Source organism: Absiella sp. AM09-50 (genome assembly GCF_003433845.1).
GTDB lineage: Bacteria > Bacillota_I > Bacilli_A > Erysipelotrichales > Erysipelotrichaceae > Hoskinsella > Hoskinsella hominis.
The window spans coordinates 51,252-71,547 of record NZ_QVFI01000008.1 but is presented as its reverse complement, the minus strand read 5'-3'; the positions used below and the strand labels follow the sequence as shown (position 1 = coordinate 71,547).

At 52.4% G+C, this 20,296-nt stretch carries 16 protein-coding genes; 2 read left to right on the top strand and 14 right to left on the bottom strand.

Annotated elements, in window-relative coordinates:
• Positions 1-80: 80 nt before the first annotated feature.
• Positions 81-1,493 (top strand): ATP-binding protein, encoded by a 1,413-nt coding sequence (locus tag DW114_RS09060; protein WP_117453442.1) that lies wholly within the window; start codon positions 81-83, stop codon positions 1,491-1,493.
• A 74-nt stretch (positions 1,494-1,567) separates the two neighbouring features.
• Here DW114_RS09060 and DW114_RS09055 read toward each other — a convergent pair whose 3' ends face one another.
• From DW114_RS09055 to DW114_RS09025, 6 genes are all read right to left on the bottom strand, one after another.
• On the bottom strand, positions 1,568-1,867 hold the full coding sequence (locus DW114_RS09055) for a CD1845 family protein (RefSeq protein ID WP_015529856.1): 300 nt from the start codon (positions 1,865-1,867) through the stop codon (positions 1,568-1,570).
• Positions 1,864-2,166 carry a hypothetical protein gene (locus DW114_RS09050; RefSeq protein ID WP_015529855.1) on the bottom strand — a complete coding sequence of 101 codons (303 nt, stop codon included), beginning with the start codon at positions 2,164-2,166 and terminating at the stop codon, positions 1,864-1,866. The genes DW114_RS09055 and DW114_RS09050 overlap by 4 nt, the downstream gene beginning before the upstream one ends.
• Positions 2,167-2,317: 151 nt before the next feature.
• Complete coding sequence (locus tag DW114_RS09040) at positions 2,318-2,656, bottom strand: plasmid mobilization protein (RefSeq protein WP_117453440.1); 339 nt, start codon at positions 2,654-2,656, stop codon at positions 2,318-2,320.
• Positions 2,657-2,658: 2 nt separating this feature from the next.
• Entirely contained in the window at positions 2,659-3,465 is an 807-nt protein-coding gene (locus tag DW114_RS09035) for a DUF3848 domain-containing protein (protein WP_117453439.1), read from the bottom strand.
• Position 3,466: 1 nt separating this feature from the next.
• The gene (locus DW114_RS21635; protein WP_394336423.1) at positions 3,467-11,305 is read right to left on the bottom strand and encodes an SNF2-related protein; all 7,839 of its coding nucleotides are present in this window, start codon (positions 11,303-11,305) and stop codon (positions 3,467-3,469) included.
• Complete coding sequence (locus DW114_RS09025) at positions 11,233-11,589, bottom strand: TnpV protein (protein ID WP_117453438.1); 357 nt, start codon at positions 11,587-11,589, stop codon at positions 11,233-11,235. Before DW114_RS09025 ends, DW114_RS21635 begins: the two co-directional genes overlap by 73 nt.
• Between DW114_RS09025 and DW114_RS21475 the strand changes: the two genes are divergently transcribed.
• Entirely contained in the window at positions 11,576-12,073 is a 498-nt protein-coding gene (locus tag DW114_RS21475; RefSeq protein ID WP_199483553.1) for a hypothetical protein, read from the top strand. The genes DW114_RS09025 and DW114_RS21475 overlap by 14 nt on opposite strands.
• A 366-nt stretch (positions 12,074-12,439) precedes the next feature.
• On the opposite strand, the gene DW114_RS09015 is transcribed toward DW114_RS21475, so the two are convergent.
• From DW114_RS09015 to DW114_RS08980, 8 genes are read right to left on the bottom strand one after another with little or no spacing between them, the layout of a single operon-like run.
• Positions 12,440-12,655 (bottom strand): transposon-transfer assisting family protein, encoded by a 216-nt coding sequence (locus DW114_RS09015; RefSeq protein WP_003526257.1) that lies wholly within the window; start codon positions 12,653-12,655, stop codon positions 12,440-12,442.
• A gap of 1 nt (position 12,656) precedes the next feature.
• Complete coding sequence (locus DW114_RS09010; RefSeq protein ID WP_117453437.1) at positions 12,657-16,025, bottom strand: LPD28 domain-containing protein; 3,369 nt, start codon at positions 16,023-16,025, stop codon at positions 12,657-12,659.
• 6 nt (positions 16,026-16,031) lie between these two features.
• The gene (locus DW114_RS09005) at positions 16,032-16,310 is read right to left on the bottom strand and encodes an immunoglobulin (protein WP_117453436.1); all 279 of its coding nucleotides are present in this window, start codon (positions 16,308-16,310) and stop codon (positions 16,032-16,034) included.
• On the bottom strand, positions 16,307-18,406 hold the full coding sequence (locus DW114_RS09000) for a type IA DNA topoisomerase (protein WP_117453435.1): 2,100 nt from the start codon (positions 18,404-18,406) through the stop codon (positions 16,307-16,309). The genes DW114_RS09005 and DW114_RS09000 overlap by 4 nt, the downstream gene beginning before the upstream one ends.
• Positions 18,387-19,079, bottom strand: coding sequence for a hypothetical protein (locus tag DW114_RS08995; RefSeq protein WP_003526248.1), 693 nt, complete (start codon positions 19,077-19,079; stop codon positions 18,387-18,389). Before DW114_RS08995 ends, DW114_RS09000 begins: the two co-directional genes overlap by 20 nt.
• Positions 19,076-19,270, bottom strand: coding sequence for a hypothetical protein (locus DW114_RS22085; protein WP_003526245.1), 195 nt, complete (start codon positions 19,268-19,270; stop codon positions 19,076-19,078). Before DW114_RS22085 ends, DW114_RS08995 begins: the two co-directional genes overlap by 4 nt.
• Positions 19,267-20,028: a DUF4366 domain-containing protein gene (locus DW114_RS08985; RefSeq protein ID WP_117453434.1), complete on the bottom strand. Its 762-nt coding sequence runs from the start codon at positions 20,026-20,028 to the stop codon at positions 19,267-19,269. The genes DW114_RS22085 and DW114_RS08985 overlap by 4 nt, the downstream gene beginning before the upstream one ends.
• The gene (locus DW114_RS08980) at positions 20,021-20,275 is read right to left on the bottom strand and encodes a DUF4315 family protein (RefSeq protein WP_117453433.1); all 255 of its coding nucleotides are present in this window, start codon (positions 20,273-20,275) and stop codon (positions 20,021-20,023) included. The genes DW114_RS08985 and DW114_RS08980 overlap by 8 nt, the downstream gene beginning before the upstream one ends.
• Between the last annotated feature and the right edge of the window lie 21 nt (positions 20,276-20,296).

Below are 20,296 nucleotides of genomic sequence, written 5' to 3'. Positions count from 1 at the left end.
CTTTGCTTCTATCGTTGCAATAACTTTCTCCGCTGGGTATAATAAAAAAGAACATTCTACAACCTCAAAGGAGGGATTTTATGATAGAACAGCTCATTGCCGAAGCAACGGAATGTGATTTCAAAGTTGCTCTCGAAACAAAAAAGCCAAAAAGCTGGTTAAAAAGTGTCAGTGCCTTTTCCAATGGGATCGGCGGCACTCTGTTTTTCGGAGTCTCTGATGACCGGGAGCCTATCGGCTTGTCAGATGTTCAAAAGGATGCTGAAGCGATCAGCCGCTTAATCAAAGAACGAATCACACCATTACCTCAGTTCATCTTAAAACCATTACAGGAAGATGGTAAAAATCTATTAGCTCTGGAGGTTTCTCCCGGCCGCAGCACCCCATATTATTACAAGGCAGACGGCGTGATGGAAGCATATATCCGTGTTGGAAATGAAAGCGTAATTGCCCCTGATTACATTGTGAATGAACTGATCTTAAAGGGAACCAATCAGTCCTTTGATACCCTAACAACAGACGCGGTAAAAAAGGATTACAGCTTTACACTTCTGGAAGCAACCTATCTGGAACGGACCGGTCTCCGCTTTGAGCCATCCGATTATGTTTCCTTCGGTTTGACTGATAAAAATGGACTCCTGACCAATGCCGGAAAACTCATGACCGATCAGCACACGGTTTATAACTCCCGTATGTTCTGTACCCGGTGGAATGGCTTGGAAAAAGGCTCTATCTTTGATGATGCGCTGGACGATAAAGAATACGAGGGAAATTTGATTTATTTACTGAACAGCGGCAGTGAATTTATTCGCAATAATTCCAAAGTCCGTTTTGTCAAAAAGGCACAGTATCGTGTAGACAAGCCGGATTATGCTGAACGAGCTGTGACAGAGGCTCTTGTTAATGCGCTTATCCATCGTGATTATATTGTGCTTGGCAGCGAAATCCATATTGATATGTTTGATGATCGGGTGGAAATCACATCTCCGGGCGGTATGTTTGGCGGCGGCTCAATTCAGGAATACGATATTTACAGTATCCGTTCCATGCGACGAAACCCTGTGATTGCTGACCTGTTCCACCGCATGAAGTACATGGAACGCCGTGGAAGTGGCCTACGCAAAATCGTCAGTGAAACTGAAAAGCTGCCTGGATACACAGCGGCATATAAGCCTGAATTCTCCTCAACAGCGACAGATTTCAGAGTCATCTTGAAAAATGTAAACTACAACTTAGAGGGTGACGCCCACCAAGTTATCCACCAAGTTACCCACCAAGTTATTGAACTATCAACGGTATCCAAACAGATTTTGACTTTTTGCACAACACCAAAATCCAAGAAAGAGCTTGCAGTATTTTGCGGCTTCAAAGATTTAAGAAACTTCACTTTGAAACATATCAATCCGCTTTTAGAATCCGGGCAATTAGAAATGACGATTCCCGATAAACCTAAAAGTCGCAATCAAAAATATATTACAGTTCGTTCCGAATAAACAGAGAAGCAGGGCATTGGGTCTCATCTCCCATTGTCCTGCTTCTTTTTCATTCCAAATTATATTCACATCATTTACCCATACACCCAATCCTGTATCGCAAATTTCAAACTCTGCACCTTTCCCAGTAGCCAGATCGCAGCCAGCGGCAGCCCCATCGGGCTAATCAAAAATGCCATAACCAGCAAAATCACACCATTCTGCGGGGAATAGGTAATCAGCACAGCCACGCCAAGCAGAGCAATTACCGTGCTTAGTAGACCAAGCACCAGACCGGATATGTAGATCAGCCCCGTGCAGAGCCAGACAAAAAGCGTCAACACCAAAATGACCGGTGCAGTTACGATCATCAGCAGACATTTCAAAATCTTCATTTCTGTTCCTCCTTCCAACGCTCCAGATACTGTTTGCATAGGGCATCCGCTTCTCTCTCATCATCTTCCGTCACTTCCCGTTTTCCTTTGGTCAGTTCAATCTCCAGATAAGTCCGGTAATCATCGGCTAAGAGGTCGAACAGTTCCTTGGGAGTATGGCACACCTCGCCAGAGCAATAGTGAAAATCTTGGTCAAATTCAACTCTTACACATCCATGGCGGCTGATATAAACTTCTATGGTCTCGTCTGCGGTTAGGTAATCCGCAAAAATCTCCAGCACCTTTTCAAAGGTCAGCATCTGTTTTCACTCCTTTGCTACGCTTCTTATTCTACTCATATTATCCGGTACGGACAGGCAAAAGACAAGGATACAGACAAAAAGAAAAAGCGGAGGAAGGTGCGGCGAAGAAACGCCGTTCCTCCCTCCGCAAATGGAGTATCTATCCCTGTTATGAAAGTTTGGAGAGTTGGGTAAGGATTTCCTTCACACCCTCCCACAGTTGTTCCTGCCGCTGGGATATATCCTCCAAGTCAGCATCATAAATCCGCCCGGTCTCATGCACTTTGCGAGTCAGCTGATTCAAGTTGTTGCTGCTTCGGCGCATCAGGGAAACCAACTCCTTCAGCTCCGGCAAATCCAGTTTGACCACATACCCATCCAGTGCCATTTTCCGCAGATAAGCGCTCAAATTCTCTGTCCCGTATTGCTGCATCTTTTGATGGATCAGCTCCAGTTCTTCTGCGGACACCCAAAACAAAACCGGAACATCCCGCTTGCGCTTTGCCATGGTTATCGCTCCGGCTCCCGTTTTTTCGGGGCGGCAGACTTATGGGCGGGCAGCTCCTGTTTGAGCTTTTGCAGGACAGAACTTTTCTGCTGTTCTTGAGCAACTTTTCGGAACTGTCTGGTGAACAGATCGGTCAAACCGGGATTGACCTGATCTACCACCAGATAGGCACAGTGGCGAGAAGCGCCGCTGTCCTCCAGCATAGGAATGGTTTTTGCCCATGCTTTATTGTTCTGAGAGATACGCCCGTCATAGTTCTTGCGCTGGATGGTATTGGCAAGAATAAACTGTACCCGTTCCGTCCCGAACTTTTCCAGCACATCTTTGACCGCCGCCTCCGTATCCAGCCGGTTCTCTGCATAGTGGGCGCTGATGGTCTGCGCAATGGCTTCTTTGCAGGCGCTGTTCGCCTGATACGAACGGTTATATTGTGCCATCTCTCCATGCTCGGACGCATAGGCGGCAGAATGGGGGTAGAGAGGGGCGGTTCGTAATTCTTCCTGCGCCTTGCACACATCATCGGCACGGTTCTCAATACTGTCCCGGATCACATCCATATAGCCGGTCTCCAGCTTTTCAAAATAGCGGTACACATCCGCCAATGGAGAGGGAGATTCCAAAAGTGCCTTGGCCTGGGCGTCGGTCAGCTCCAGCTCCTCCATCGCCATCACAATATCCTCACGGACAGTATATTCATAGGTGTGGTGCAGGATTTCTTCCGGGGGCTGGCTTTTCAGCCAGTCCCGGAACTTATCCTGTTCGGCAGCCATCTTTTCATAAAGGGCTGTATTCAGATCGTTAGTATTCATGTTATCGCACCTCCTCATGCTGTTTTGGTTTCTTGTCTGTACTGCGGGGTTGCACCGGGCGTTTTAGGTTATCCAGCACCGAAGGCCGTGTGCTTTTGGCAACAACAGACTCGGTGTGTGCCTGCCCCTTTCCGTCGATGTTGAGCAGGGTATCCAGCTCCACCAGACGGGCGTTTTTGCTTCTCAGTTCTTCTTCATAAAGGAATGGCTTTCCGACTTCCTCCTTTGCGGCAGCCTGCTGCTGATAGAGGTTATCCAGCTGGGCCTTTGCCGCCTCCAGACGCTGGGGCATCTGAGCAAGGGCATTGTCGATACGGGTAAGATTTCCGCGAGGGTCTGTACCAAGGGTTGCCCGGTGGGTCATCTGTCCTTTCAGCAGGAGCGTATACTCCTGTTTCCAAGCGGAAAATTCCACGGACATGGCATACCCCCGGTAGTTGCCGATCTGCACCGGATCGGAGGTTTTAACCTCCTTGCAGGCATCCAAAAGGGCTGCACCGGCGTTCTCCTTATCGGTCAGCAGGTCTCCACGAATCTCCATACCGGCAAAGCCGTCCTCCGGGTGCGGGTGAGCTGCCAAAACCTCCAGGTCAGATTCAAAGCCCTTGATAAAGCCCTTGTGCTTTTCAATCTCCTCTGGGAAGTATTTGAGCAGCTGGTCCTCCAGACGGTACTGCTTGCTCTGGTGGTCAGCTTTCATCAGCTTCAGGCGGGATACCTCCACATCCAAATCCATACGCTCCTTGATACGGGGATCTCCGGCACACAGAGCCTTGATCTCGGCAAAACTCAGGGCGGTTTCATCCACATCATCGCAGGAGCGAACCGGACTTTTGCTGGTCATGATCTGGCTGATAAATTTCTGCTTGTTCTCCACCGTCTGCCAGAGGTATGCGTCAAAAGTTCCTTCTGTCACATAGCGGTACACATGGACAAGGGGGTTCTGGTTGCCCTGGCGCTCGATACGGCCCTTGCGCTGGGCAAGGTCTCCCGGTCTCCACGGACAGTCCAGGTCATGAAGTGCCACCAGACGGTCCTGCACATTGGTGCCTGCGCCCATCTTGGCGGTGCTGCCCAAAAGGACACGAACCTGACCGGTACGGACTTTAGAGAACAGCTCCTTTTTCCGCACTTCGGTATTGGCTTCATGGATAAAAGCGATCTGGTCGGCAGGCATCCCCTGGGCAATGAGTTTCTGACGAATATCGTCATATACCGTAAAGACCGGTTCCTGCTCCGGCAGAGGCACAGCGCCTTCCAGTGCGTGAAGCAGTGGATTATCCAGCGTTTTCGCCGCCTTGCTTACAGGAGCTTTTGCCTGCGGGGTAGAAATGTCGCAGAACACCAGCTGGGTCAGCTTGTCAGCTTTGCCGTCCCGCCAGATCTGCATGATGTTGTCCACGCACTGATTGACCTTTGTTCCGGGTTCATCCGGCAGCATCTGGTTGACGATCCTCTGGTCAAGCCCCAGCTTGCGGCCATCCGAGGTAATCTTGAGCATATTATCCTGGGACGGGTCAACGGTTCCGCTGTGTACCAGCGATGCGCGCTCCGAAAGAGCCTTGACCATTTCCTGCTGATGTTCGGTGGGTTGCGCCACGATGTTGTGGTACTCCACTTCCGGGGTAGGGAGATTTAACTGATCGGCAGTCTTAATGTCGGCCACTTCTTTGAACAGGTTCATCAGCTCAGGCAAGTTAAAGAACTTGCTGAATCTCGTTCTTGCCCGGTAGCCGGTGCCTTCCGGTGCCAGCTCCAATGCTGTGACGGTCTCCCCAAAGCGGGAAGCCCAGCAGTCGAAGTGGGTCATGTTCAGCTCTTGCAAGCGTTCATACTGAAGGTAACGCTGCATGGTGTAAAGCTCGGTCATGGAGTTGCTGACCGGGGTGCCGGTGGCGAAAATCACGCCACGGTTTCCGGTGATCTCATCCATATAGCGGCACTTGGCAAACATATCGGAGGATTTCTGCGCGTCCGATGTGGAAAGACCAGCCACATTCCGCATTTTTGTGTATAGAAACAGGTTTTTATAGTTGTGGGCCTCGTCCACAAACAAACGGTCCACACCCAGCTGCTCGAAGGTTACCACATCGTCTTTTCGCCCCTCGGCTTGCAGCTTTTCCAGTCTGGCTTCCAGAGACTTTCTGGTACGCTCCAGCTGCTTGACGGTAAAACGCTCGCCGCCGCTGGCCTGCACCTCTGCGATGCCCTCGGTGATCTCGTCGATCTGCTCATAGAGAAGCCTTTCCTGACGCTCCCGGCTGATGGGGATACGCTCAAACTGGCTGTGTCCCATGATGATGGCGTCGTAGTCACCGGTCGCAATACGGGCGCAGAACTTCTTGCGGTTATGGGTCTCAAAGTCCTTTTTGGTTGTGACTAAGATGTTGGCAGAAGGATAGAGGCGCAGAAACTCCGATGCCCACTGCTCAGTCAGGTGGTTGGGAACCACAAAGAGAGATTTCTGGCACAAGCCCAGGCGTTTGGCTTCCATCGCAGCGGCCACCATCTCAAAGGTTTTGCCTGCGCCTACTTCGTGTGCCAGCAGGGTATTTCCGCCATACAGCACATGGGCGATGGCACTTTTCTGGTGTTCCCGCAGGGTAATGGCCGGGTTCATGCCGCCAAAAGTGATATGGCTGCCATCATACTCGCGGGGACGGGTAGAGTTCATTTCTTCGTTATACTGGCGCACCAAAGTCTGGCGGCGCTCCGGGTCTCTCCAGATCCAGTCCCTAAAGGCTTCCCGGATAGCCTGCTGTTTTTGAGCAGCCAGGGTGGTCTCCTTGGCATTCAGCACGCGGCGCTCTTTTCCATCCGCGTCCTCTATGGTGTCATAGATACGGACATCCCGCAGGTTCAGACTGTCCTCCAAAATCTTATAAGCATTGGCGCGGCTGGTCCCATAGGTGGTATAAGCTGCCACATCGTTGTAGGATACGGAAGATTTCCCCTTGATCTGCCATTCAGCAGTAAAGGAAGAATAGTTGACCTCGATACTGCGCTGGAGATAAAACGGGGTGTTGAAGGTCTCGTACATAAACTGCTGGATATATTCCTTGTCGATCCAGGTGGCACCAAGGCGCACCTCGATCTCCGACGCATCCAGGTCTTGGGGCTGGGCGGCGGTAAGAGCTTCCACATTGACTGCAAAAGAAGAGTCCTGCTGTGCCGCCCGCTGCGCCTGACGCAGTTTGCGGCGTACATTGCCGGAGAGGTATTCATCAGCAGTCACATAATGGGGTGTGCCATCTTTCTCCAGCTGTCCCGGTACACGGAAGATTACGCCTTGCAGCTCTCCGGCCAGTTCTTCTTTTGTTTTTCCGGTAAGCTGGCTCATATAGTCCATATCCACGCAGGCTTTTTCCGAGATGGACACCGCCAGTGCTTCACTTGCCGTATCCACCACAGCCACCGCCTGATGGGGCTTGATGGTCCGCTTGGTGAACATATCTGCCTTGCGTTCCAGCTTTCCGTTCTCGTCGATGACTTCCAGCGCACAGAGCAGATAGTAGCTGGAATCATCGGCAAAGGCCAGCCGGTTCGCCCGGTCATTGATAAGACCATATTTTGCGGAAAAGCTGTCATAGAGCCGGTTCAGTTCAGCCTGTTTATCCTGGATGGCGCTGTCCGGTGTGGCGGCGTCCATTTGGAGATCAATGAGCTGCTGGACACATTCCCGCAGGCCCACCAGCCCTTTCACGCGGGCCTCGGCGGTGGAGTTCAGGTCTGGGCGCACCATGCGGCTGTTTTCACGGAAATACACAGTGCCGTCCACAACGGTGTAGGAGTAATTTTTCACATTGGGGTCGGCGGGAATGGAGGTGTCGATGGCTTCGCCCTCACCCAGCTCCGGCAGCTCGGCTTCCTGGTAGGTGCCGCGAATGTACTTCACGGCATCATGCAGCTGATCGGCAAGCTCCAGCCCCTCAATGGGATTCACGGTGTAGTCCATGCCATGGGCGGTGCTTTCCGGCTCCTGTCGGCCCAGCACCATTTCCGGGTGGTCCAGGAAATAGCGGTTGATGGCAAAGCCGTCCTGCGTCGTCGCGGACTGCGCCTGCTCGTTTCCGCCTTGCGGCGAAAAGCTCGCTTGCTCCGTCGCTCCTCCTTCTCCCACAAAGTCTTGCGACTTTGCGGGAACCCTGATAATGCCGGTCTGGGTCCATTCCGGCACGATGTCCAGCGGGCGGTCCCGCTTTTGGAGGAAGATGATGTCCGATACCACCTCGGCACCGGCATTCTTTTTGAACGCGTCATTCGGCAGACGGATAGCTCCCAGCAGCTCAGCACGCTGGGCAAGATAGCGGCGCACGGTGGAATCCTTGGCGTCCATAGTATAGCGGGAGGTTACAAAAGCCACCACGCCGCCGGGACGCACCTGGTCCAGTGCTTTGGCAAAAAAGTAGTTGTGAATACTGAAACTCAGCTTGTTGTAGGCTTTGTCATTGACCTGATACTGACCGAAAGGTACATTGCCGATGGCAAGGTCAAAGAAGTCACGCCTATCGGTGGTCTCAAAGCCGCCTACTGTGATGTCCGCCTTGGGATAGAGCTGCTTTGCGATGCGCCCGGAAACAGGGTCCAGCTCCACGCCGTACAGACGGCTGTTTCGCATTTTCTCCGGCAGCATACCAAAGAAATTGCCCACACCCATAGACGGCTCCAGAATATTTCCGGTCTCAAATCCCATACGGTCCACCGCTTCATAGATGGCCTGAATGACCGTAGGGCTGGTGTAATGGGCGTTGAGGGTAGAGCTTCTGGCGGCGGCATATTCCTCCGGGGTCAGCAGTTCTTTTAGCTGGGCATACTCTAAAGCCCATGCCGGTTTCTCCGGGTCAAAAGCATCAGAGAGACCGCCCCAGCCCACATATCGAGAAAGAACCTCCTGCTGTTCGGGGCTTGCCTGCTGTCCGGCAGCTTCCAGCTCTTTCAGCAAACGAATCGCATTGACATTTGCCTGGAACTTGGCTTTCGGACCGCCTTCGCCCAAATGCTCATCAGTAATGCGGAAGTTTTTTGCATTGCGGCGCAGGTTAGCCTTGTATTCCTCATAGGAGGCTTCCTCGGCAGCTTTGGCATTGGAGAAGGTCTCCCACTGGCCATTGACCTGAATGGAAACCGGGTGTTCGTCCAGCACTTCCTCAAAGGTTTTCTCCGGCTCAGTCACAGGGGCTGGTGGCTCTGGCTCCTCGATATGCAGTCGTTCCACCACCACATCATAAGGCAGATTGTTCTTATCGCCCGGATAGACGGCCATGGTCTCGGAATGGAAGGTCGGGGATTCGGTAGCCGATTGGGGCTGTTCCTGTCCAAAGCCGTCCTGCTGACGGGCGTACAGTCCGCGCAGCAAAGGTGCAACCTCATCCCAGCGGAAATACAGCATAGCCAGACGCTTTTCCTCTGCATCCATGACTTCCAGTTCTATGCCCTGTGCCGTGGTACGGTAATCGGCAATATCGCCGGTCTCCAGATTCAGTGTCTCGATCTCACCGGAATAGACTCTGCTCAACCAGTAGGCGATCTCGCTGTTACTCCTGCCGGATTGCAGCAGCGTGGAAATCTGCTTTTTATCCGCTTCATCCATCAGTCCATGAGCCAATACATCCCGCAAGTCTTGATCTGCCTTGTCCGGGGCAATAGGAAGAAACTCGGTATAGTAAGCATTGCGGCGGTCTGCCCGAAGCAGCTGCTCGAACTGTTCTTTGCGCTCTGCCCGGTAGATGGGATATACCATCCCGGTGGGCAGAAGCTGTACGGTGTCCTCCCGCAGCTCGGTGATCTGATAGGCGTCATCCTCGATATACACGGTATCGCCCACGGCATAGACCGGGGCAGCAGGGTCATAGGATGTTCTTTGCGGAGTTGGGCGGCGAACTGCATCATATTCCTCATCGGAAATAGCAACTTCGGAAGTCTGCTCTGTCTCAGCAGCTGCGATCTGCTCTACATCCGACATCACCTGTTGGATAAACGGATCATTGTCCAGTTTTTCCGGGTCTGCCACCTGGCCGTTGACGATCCCTCTTTCTTCCAGAGCTTCCCGGATGGCGATTGGGTCGATGTCGTCAAAACGGTTCTGTTCTTCTTCGGTATAGAACCGGTCCTCCTGAATGAGCTGGGCAATCCGACGCTGTACCTTCGGCCAGGGCAGCTGCGTTTCCTCCGGGCTGCCGGCACGGACAACGAACAGGCTGTTGCTGTTACTGCCGCCGTATTCCTGAGCCAGCCATGCGGCGGTATCTTTTTCCCGCCCATGCTGTTCCATGTAGCGGACAACGGCGTGTTTGCTCTGAATATCGCCGTTCCATGCGCGGATGGCATCGTCAATGTCATCCTGCGAGAGAGGACGCAGCATTTCATGGAGCCGTGGGTAGGTTTCGTCAATTACTTCCCGGTGCAGCCGTTGGCGGAACTCCGGCACATCGGAATAGAGCCGAATCAGCTCCAAATCACCGGAGCCGAGAACGGCACGGCGGATGGCAGCATTGCCCTCGATGACAGCATTTTCGCGGTCAGAATGCCCGCAGGCATTGCGGTATGCGGCATCCTCGGAAATGGCGGCAGTCACCACAGTCTTATACTGATCAAACTGCTCCCGAAGGGTAGGCTTTGGAGTTTCTTCCTCCACCTCCGGCTGCTGGGCTTGGATGGCATCTTCTTTTGCCAGATCCTTTTCAGCCTGGATCTTGTCATACTGCGCTTGTTCCTGTTCGGTAAGATAGCGGCCTTTCTGGACAAGTGAGGTAATGCGCTTGGCAACCTTTTCCCAGTTCAAGTGAACATCCGGGCAGTCCTGCTTTTTATAGTGCAGTCCTTTCCCATCGTGATCTTCGCCGCTGTGTGTTGCGCCGGACAGGGCATGAGAGCGTCCGCCAATGCCATACTCGTCTTTAAGGAATCTCACTTTTTCCTTATCCGTATGGTTTTCCATGAAGAACGCATAGATACGGCCTTTTCCTCCGGCAAAACTGCTTCCGCCGGTCATGGCGGCGTCGATCTCATCCTCGGTAATAAAGTGCTGGACGGTTGGCACTTTGGAAAGCTCTGAAGAAAAGGTCCTGCGGGGCAGGTCAAGGTCCTTCAGGTTCTCCCAGATCTCCCTCGGTCTATGATAGTGAAAACGCAACAGGTCACGGTCCTGCTGATAGGCAGTCCAGAAGGCAGCGTATTCTTCCTTGAGGGTCTTACGAAACTCCGGGCTGTTCAGCTGCTCGGCAAGCCATTCTGTTTCTGTCGGAAACACATTGCGCTGGATACTCGACAGGCAGGACAAATATCCGGCTTCTCTGGCTTCCTCGCTGAAATCGTGGTACAGATACCAGAGCTTTTCTGAAAGGAGGGAGCGTTCATAGCCTGCCGCTTCCGCAAGCTCCACATTGGAGGCAAACTGGCCGCTCTCCAAAAGCTCCCCGATACGCTCTGCGGCACTCTCCCAGGAAATGACCTGGGCAGACCTGTCATAACGGACAGACTTCCCGTGGGAAAGATGGATACCATCCTCGGCATACCATGCGCTCACACTGCCAAGGCCATTGCCGCCGTGGTACAGCGTTTTCAGTATCTCGGCAATCTCAGCGGTGGTTTTCTGCTTTTCAAAGGCTGCAACCACACGCTCCCTCTGGCGGTCTGTATTGCCGCCCAAACGCAGCACATGGTCAATATCATTCTGGGCAAAAGAAAAAGCAGAGGATGTATGCGCTACATTCTCTGCTTCATCTATGGATTGGATCTGTTCCGCTTCGGAGAGGAACAGGTTTAGGGTCAGCTGTTGATAAGCTCCGCCATCAGGATCTCCTCGGCCTGGGCTTTGCAGGTATTCATCAGCCCCACCCACTTCATGGGATTGCTGGCTTTCAGTTCCTCGGTGGCTCCCGCTTCCTTCGCCAGCTGGGGTATCATCTGCTCCAGTCTGTTCTGGGCGGTCTCGTCGATCTCGATGAGGTGCGGGTACAGCTTCTCGCTCAGCAGCATCTGGTTGTAGAGGATGGGACGGTGTTCCTTCAGATAGGTTTTCCTCATCCTGCCGTACTTGCCCAGGGGTTTCTCCGGCTGCTGGCTCAGCTTCAGGTCGGGAATCAGATAGTCTCCGTTCTGGATATAGGTCATGGGATTGTTCATCTTGTTTGCTCCTTTCTTGGTTGGCTTCGCGCTCTGCATTTCGGACGGTGACGCCGATCTGCCGCAGCACCTGTTGGTTGATCTGGCTGACCGCTGTTCCCAGCGCCCCGATGGTGGACGGGGTGTTGAAATCAAAGATCGCCATGAAATCTTCGTGGTCGAAGTAGCGTTCCGGCTCCAGTCCACAGCGGGACATCAAAGCGTAAGTGATGCTGACGGTGGCGGCTGCCTTGAACTGCACTCCGATGTTATACTCATCATATTCCTCCAAAAAGGAACCGTCAACGATATAGAAGAAGTCCTGCTGATGCTCCGTCCAGTATTCCTCAGCCAGTTTTCCGGCTACCTCGGTAAGCTGTCCTGCAAGGTCATCACCGGAAACATCATAGGTGCGCTCCAGCATGGCCTGCACCGAATCCAGATGGCGCTCCTCCAGCTGCCACAGCCAGGGAGTGCGGGAATGTTCACGGGTTCCGGTGTCTGAAATGTCAAAGACATAACGCAGGCGAGGTCTGTCCCCGGAATCATCCACCAGAGCGATTCCCTTGGAACCGCGCCTTACATATCGGCCCATCTTTTCATTCCACAAATCGTACTCTGCACAGGCGGTAGCGTCCGGTCGCTGGGCGTAGATCATCAGCTGCTCATGGAACGGGTACTTGTAAAGGCGAGAAGCAGTGGTGAGAAACTCTGCCCATTCCTGCCAGCTCCCCGTGAGCTGTGTTGCCACTTTGTCCGCCATCTGTGCATATAGTTCAGCTTTGGTTGGCATAGTGTTCTGTCCTCCTTTCAGTTTTGGGGTAAAAAGGTGGGGTGGCAGATCGCCACCCCATCCCTGCGGTTATGTTGTTTACTGGTCAAAATCCGGGTACAGCTCCAGTTCGGCAAACTTCTCATCGGTCATCGCACAGAGCTTCGTAAGGGCGCTGTCGGTCAACTCTCTCAGCTCTGTTTCCTCCGGCGAAAGCTCGCCGCGCATCTCACGCAGACTGTCAATCAGCCCGGTGCGGCTGCCGGTATTGTAAATGCACATCAGGTTCATTTCCTCAAAAGTAAAGTTTCCCATATCAAATCTCCCTTTCCGCACTCTTTTTGGGTGCTGTCTTTTTGTGTTCTGTCTTGGGCTGGCCTTTCAGCTGCTCCATGACGGACTTTTTCTTTTCCCGTTCCTCCCGATGGGTGGCGGCTGCCAACTCCATCAGGGAAATGGGCTGACCGCTTCGGGCCTGCTGTTCCAGCTCTGCCACCGTGGGTTCTTTTGCGCCATTGTTGATGATACCGTCAATCATGCCGTAATCGTCCTCCAGCATCATTTCCGCATTTTTCAGCGGGTTTTCTGGCAGGAATCCGGGGATCTGGGTAAAACCAACACTGTCACAGTAATGACAGGATACCTTACCGTCCTGTCTGATCGCAACGATGTCGCTGACGCTCATGGAGGGACTGTGAAAGTCCACGGGCTTTTCCAGATTGAATTGCTGATAGAGTTTTTCCAGCTGCTCCGGCACAGTGCCAGACTCCCTCAGAGGAGCTGTGTAAATGAGGTCATAATTGCTGCGGTCTATGGAAATGTTATGGGACTTTAACCAGTCCAGATTCATAAAGCGCACATTCTGCGGATCGTCACGACTTACCTGATAGATGGCAAAGCAATCTCTGTTCTGGGAGAGAAATGCCTGTTCGCGTTCCTGCTGATGTTCCTGACGCTCCATGACCTTTTCGTGGAACTGAGGGCTTTTCTCCCATTCCTCATGGTCCACACCGAAAAGACCGCCATGATCCATGATTTCCTGCGGGTCAAACACCATGCTCTCCGTATTGTCCTCATACAGCACATAGACGGTCAAACCGGCGGCATCCAGTTCCAGCGCCCGTTCTCTGGTAACAGGGAGCATCCCATCATAGGTGTAGCCATATTCCTGCATATCCGGTGTGGATACCTGCTCATCCGGCATGGGGTATTCATCCAGTGCCTGCTCCTGCGCTTCCGGCAGCTGGGAAGAGGCAGTCATCTGACTGGTCTCTGCCTGCATCTGCTGATAGGCCGCTTCCTGCAAGGTCTCAGCCATAGACAAGGGAGCGCGTCTGAGCGAAGTGCTGTCCAGATCGTTATCATCACAAATCTGGAGAACTGCCTTCATGCAGGAAAGCTCCGACATATCCAGCTGACCACCATCCAGCTCTTTCATGGACGCAGCATCGTAAAGAGTGTAGTCCCATCCGCTGTCACAAGGTTGGATATGAAGATAGGTAGTATCGTTGATCAGAAACAAAGCCTCCTGCTGGTTGGCATCCGCCCCCAGTACCTCCATTTCCGGCATGGTCGCAGCCAGTTCCTTTACCGCTTTCTGTACCAGCGGATTGTCACGGTAATAGTCGATTGCCTGAATAGTGTCCAGGTCAATGGTCTGCCCGGTCAAAATCGGAAACGGTCCTTCATAGTCGCTTCCGTCTTTCAGCTCAAAACCAATTCCTTTGATCCCGTTCATTCGCTCTGCCGGAATTTCCTGATAGATGCGGACCGCCTCCTCCAAAGACAGGTTATCGTGGTATTCTCCGAGGTTTGGAAACTCCATGCACTCTGCCACATAGTAAGTCAGATTGCCGGTTGGCTGCTCTATCGGGGCGGTTTCCGGCTCTGCCTTTGCATGGGGATCAATCCCACGCTCTTTGCAGATTTCCTTATAGTGGCGCTCAATGTCAGAGATCAAAGTGCCGGAGGTCTTATTGATGGTCTCCAAACTGGCTCTCAGCTCTTTCAGTTCCTTGCCCTGACTCCAGCTTGCAATATAGCCGAAGCTGTTTTCTCCGGTCTCAATGCCAAAATATTTGCAGACCGCATAGGAGATGCTTTCAGCCTCCACTTCCTCCGTGTGGCGGTCTTTCCTCTGTTCTTGCAAAAACTGGGTGAGGGTAGAAAAGCCGCCAACAAAATTCAGCCCTTCTTCCTCGGTCAGCATCAGGCGTCCATCTTCCGCCAGCTCCAGCGGCTCTGTCAGCAGAACGGAACCTGCATGGTTTACAACCACTTGTTCTTCTACACAGACCGGCTCTCCGGGGTCGTAGTCAGAACCGCGCAGGTCATAGCAATAAACGCCCTCCGGCAGATTATCACGGACAATCCGCCCATTGGAGAACAGACCGGGTTTATCAAACAGCTCGATCTCCTGATATTGCTCGTCATTGGCAATCTGAATCTTTTTCTGATTGTGGAGCTTGCTGTGGGCAATCTCGTGTACTGTGGCCGAAACCGTCTGCACCTCACTCATGCCCTGGCGAATGGCGATTTTCTGATGATCGGCAGAAAAATAGCCGTCCGTATCGGCGGCCATTGCTTCAAAAGTGATCGGCACCGGTGCGCTGCGGCGCAGAGCCTCCATGAATGCCTCATAATTTGGCACATTGCCGGAAAGGGAGGAAGCAAGCTCAGGCAAAGGTTTCCCGTCGGTCTGGCTCACATCAAAGACCTTGACCGGGCGAAACATGGGGATCTCGATTTCTTTTTCCTCTGTGACGATCTTTCCGTCTTTATCCAAAATCGGAGCCTTGGTATCCGGGTCCAGTTTCTGCTCCTCGATTTTCTTCTTATATGGTGTGGGAGCAATGATGGTAATGCCATGCTCGCCCTTTTTTACATGACGCTCAAACTGGTCTTTCCACTTATTGTATCCGGCTACCAATGTAGCGTCCGGCTTCTGCATATAGATGAGCATGGTGTTGTTTACCGAATAGCGGTGGAAGCGGGACATGACGGACAGATAGCGCATATACTTTTCACTCTCAAACAGTTCCTTGATCCCCTGCTCGATGCCATCTGTGATTTCTCTTAGCCGCTCTCGGTTGGTGGGTTTGTTCTCAGCCATGATTTTCAATCTCCTTTCCAAATGTGTGATTTCTGCTGTGTGTTCTGCAATCCATGCCTTTTGTTCTTCTTCACTTTCATAAAGAAAAAGGTCCAACAGGTACTCTACATAGGTTTTCTTCTGGATTGCTTCCACAAAACGGGGGTGCGGTTCTTCCTCCGGTGTCCGGGGAGAATTGTCGGCCTCCCATTTTTTCAGCAGATAGTAGTAATCGGACAGTACGCGATAACACCGCTGCCGGTCCTCCCGAAACTTTTGTGCCTCTGTTTTCTGCCGGACATATCTCCTACGGGGAGGGGCCTGACTGTCATAGATCAGGCCAAAGTCCTGTGCCAGTTTCTCCGCCGCTTCTTTTGGGGAGAGGTCAAAGAGCTTTGCGGTAAAGTCGATCACATCCCCATCTTCACCGCAGCCAAAGCAGTGGAATCGCTGGTCTACCTTCATGCTGGGGTTCTTATCATCGTGAAAAGGACAGCAGGCCATGCCATTTCGCCTGACTTTTATCCCATAAAGCTCTGCCGCTTCTCTGGTGCTGACTGACAGCTTGACTGCTTCAAATACATTCTCTGCCATGTGCCTTTAACTGCTGGACTTTCGCATAGGAGGCTGGTATCCGGCAGCTTTCGCACGCTCACTGGCAGCTTTGCGGCGTTCTGCGCTATATGGCTCCCTGACTGATACACACCGCTTGGGGACGGTAAAGTTATGGGCGTCCTTTCGGGTGATCTGGTCGGGGTGCTTTTTTGCCAGCAGATCCAGCTTCTCCATCAGACGGGGATCATGGGTATAGATCTCAGCCATTGGTTCTGCCTGATTATAGAGAAGAATGGTTTCCCGTTCCACTAAAGAGAGCTTCATCGGCTACCTCCTTTCCGCTGGTCAAATTCCAGCTTGAAGTTGGCGTACTGTCCATCGTCCTCCAAAACCACAGTGGCATCGTAGGTCTTTCCGGTTTTCTCCGAATATAGGCCCGTCACACGGACACGGCCATCGTTAAGCAGTGCAGACACCACAGCCTTAGTCGGCTGTTTTTTCTTGGCAGCCCACCATTTGTTGTTTTTCCAGATTGCAAATCTGCAAGAATCATTCTGACAGAAGAAGCCTTTTTGCAGTTCTGCAACCTCCCCGCCGCAGCGAGGGCATTTGCCCACCACCTCACGAGGCGGAGTGAACAGGTACTCCGTTCCCTTGATGACCTGATAAGTCCCCACCAGGTCTTTCAGCATGGTGCTAATCCCGTCCAAAAACTCCTCCGGGGCAAGCTGCCCGCGCTCGATCTCGCCCAGGCGGTACTCCCACTCGGCAGTCAAAAGCGGCGATTGCAGTTGTTCCGGCAGAACGGTGATCAGGGAAACTGCATCATGGGAAGGGAGAAGCTGCACCGTTTTCCTGCTCTTTTTTCGTTCCAGAAAACCGGCAGATACCAGCTTTTCCAAAATACCGGCACGGGTGGCCGGTGTCCCCAGACCTTTTCGTTCGGCATCCTCCGGCATATCCTCTTTTCCGGCAGTCTCCATCGCGGACAACAGGGTGTCCTCCGTAAAGTGCTGGGGCGGACTGCTTTTGCCTTCTTTGACGATTGCAGCAGCAACCGAAAGGATCTGTCCTTCGGTCAGCTCCGGCAGGGCTTTCTCTGCGCCCTCTTTTTTCGGCTCTGCATCCTTCATTTTGGCACGGTAGGCGTCCTCCAGTGCTTTCCATCCGGGGTGCTTCACCGTTTTTCCTTTGGCAGTAAACTTCCTACCGGCACACGTTGCAATCACAACGGTTTCCGAATAGATATGGGGCTGGGCCACGGCACACAGCAGACGCAGGGCCACCAGCTCCAGCACCGCTTTTTCTCCCGCAGGAAGGGCAGAAAGGTCTGCATCCTTGAGATTTCTGGTAGGGATTACTGCGTGGTGGTCGGTTACTTTCTTGTCGTTGATGACCGTCTGCGGATCACAGGTAATGGCGATCCCTTTGCGAAATGGCATAGCATTGGCAACCAGATTCACCAGCACCGGCAGGCTGTCTGCCATATCACCGGTCAGATAGCGGCTGTCAGTACGGGGATAGGTGCAGAGCTTCTTTTCATACAGGCTTTGCAGATAGTCCAGGGTCTGCTGGGCTGTAAATCCAAGCAGGCGGTTGGCATCTCTTTGCAGAGTAGTCAGGTCATAGAGGGCAGGCGGCTTTTCGGATTTTTCCTTGCACTCCACTTTTTTGATTGTGACAGCTGCACCCTGACAGGCTTCTTTCAGCTGCTCTGCGCTTGCTCGGTCACTCATGCGCTCCCCGGATACGGTAAGACCGGGCAGCTCCAGCGCCACGGTATAAAAGGGAACCTGCTTAAAGGTGTCGATCTCAGCTTCTCGCTGAACAATCAGTGCCAGCGTTGGGGACATCACGCGCCCGATGTTGAGGGTGCGGTGGTACAGCACGGAAAAAAGCCTTGTGGCATTGATCCCCACCAGCCAGTCGGCCTTGGCACGGCAGAGAGCAGCATCCCGAAGTCCATCATAATCTACACCTGGGCGCAGGTTTGCAAAGCCCTCCCTTATGGCGGAGTCCTCCATCGAAGAAATCCAGAGCCTTTTCATCGGCTTTTGGCAGCCTGCCAGCTCATAGACGCTGCGGAAGATCAGCTCGCCCTCGCGTCCGGCATCACAGGCATTTACTACCTCCGTCACATCCGGGGCGTTCATCAGCTTTTTGAGAATATCAAACTGCTTTTTCTTGTCCTTTCCCACCACCATCTGCCAATGCTCCGGCAGGATAGGCAGGTCATCATATCGCCACTTGGCATACTTGGAGTCATAGCTGTCTGCATCCGCAAGACCGGCCAGGTGGCCCACGCACCAGCTGACACGCCAGCCGTTACCCTCCAGATACCCATCCTTACGAGCAGTTGCACCGATTACCGTAGCCAGACTTTGTGCAACCGATGGTTTTTCAGCAATCACTAAATTCATAATCTTCAGCCTCCCATTCTTCCCGCACAGGCGTGTGCAGTTTTTTCTCTATGCTGTTTTCCTCATCCAGTAGCAGGTTATAACCAAACCGGTAGTCATAGCGGTACAGTTTCCCCAGCAGGTCATTGATGATGATACGGCAAGCCAAAATGACACGGGTTTTATCCACCTGCATCAGCTGGTAGCGTTGATAATTGCTGTAATATTCTTCGTGACGGCGGGTATTGCAGGCGGCATCTTCAAGTAAACTATCTACTGCATCCTGACAACCATCTTCTTTTTCCCCTTCCATGCAGTTCAGAAGTTCCATCATCAAAGGAAAGCTCTGTTCATCCATAGGAGCTTCTGCTGCAAGAAAACCGATCAGAGCGGATAAGAGCAGATGAGCCGCCGTCTGTTCTTGTTCCGTCAAAACGGCCATTGTTTTCTCCGCATTTGGCAGGATCTTTTCTTCCACAAAATCTGCCGCGTCACCGGAATAAAGCTGACGGATAGAATCTATGGACAATGAAACTGTCATGGTATCTAAGGAGAAATCAAAGGGGTCATCTTGCTTTGGCTTTCTCCAAAGTTTGTTTAACATGGTAGAAAGAATGTCGCCGCCAAAATACACAGCAATCACAAGCAGGTCAAAAACAGCAATCAGCTTGATAAATATAATCAGAACACTCATTTTTTTCGTTTCCTTTCTTTGAGCCAGCGTTCCATCTCACGATGGCAGATACCTACGCAGGGACTTCCATAACTCCCGCAACCATAGCAGGGGTGGTTGTGGGATAAAGAATGAGGACGGGAAGTTTCCCTCCCGCCCTCCGGCCTGCGTGTCATCATGCGTTCATAGGGACTGTCTGTGAAACGGGTCATTTCACGCTGTCCTCGTCATCTTCTTCTGTGCTGCCCCCATCAGCGTCCGGTTCGTCCGACTCCACATCCTCGGTTTCCCATTCCTCGGAATCCTCCTCGCCATAATCATAATCGTCCAGACTGTCATTGCCCTTGGTCTTAGGTTTATTCTTCATGAGCTTCATGTAGGCAAATACGCCACCGCCGCCCAGCAGAGCCAGCAGAAGAATCAGCGCAGCCGGATTCAGTCCGGCAGGCGTCTCTTTTTCCGGCTCCGGTGTTTCTGCCGGAGGTTCCGGTGCTTTGCCCGTACATTTACTCTTATCAGTTGCGCAGACCGGGCAAGCCGTATTGACTGCCCCTGCTTCACATTTTGTCGTGCAGCTACACACAGCAGCCGGCTCCTCTTTGACATTTTCATCTTCCATCAGTGCCATCAAATCCGCTTCATCCACCTGGTTCAGAAAGTGAACAGCAGTCTTTTTATCCTCATTAGCCCTGTCGATCAAAATGTAAAAATAGTTGCCAGCCTTGGTAGTAACGGTAATGAGCTGCTTATTGCCACCAAAATCATCCACCAGAGCGGCATTGCCATCTGGTGTAAGTGCCGGTGCCGGTTCTGTTTCTTCCACAATCACATTGCTGTCATTGGTAGAATCCTCTGCCGGTGCCGCCGGAGCCTGTTCTGACCCCTGTGCAAAAGCAGGGATCGTAAAGCCAAATGCCACAACCATTGTCAGGCAAAAGGCGGAAAGTGTTTTGCAAATTCTTTTATTCATAAGCGGTAGCCTCCTGATTATTTGATTCCGACAGTGCTGTATCTCTGCCGTGGTTCATTCCACCGGAAAGCATAGCGTTCAGCTGTGCTGGAGTCACGCGTAACGCACGAACCATCTGAACGATCTCCAAATTTTCTGCCTCGGTTTTCTGTGCTTCCAGCGCCTTGAGCTTTTCCTGATACTCTGCGATCTTCTCGCGGACCTTTGTAATCTCCTGGTCAATGCGCTCAATTTTGTTCTTTGCCATCGTCTATCACTCCTTCTTAAA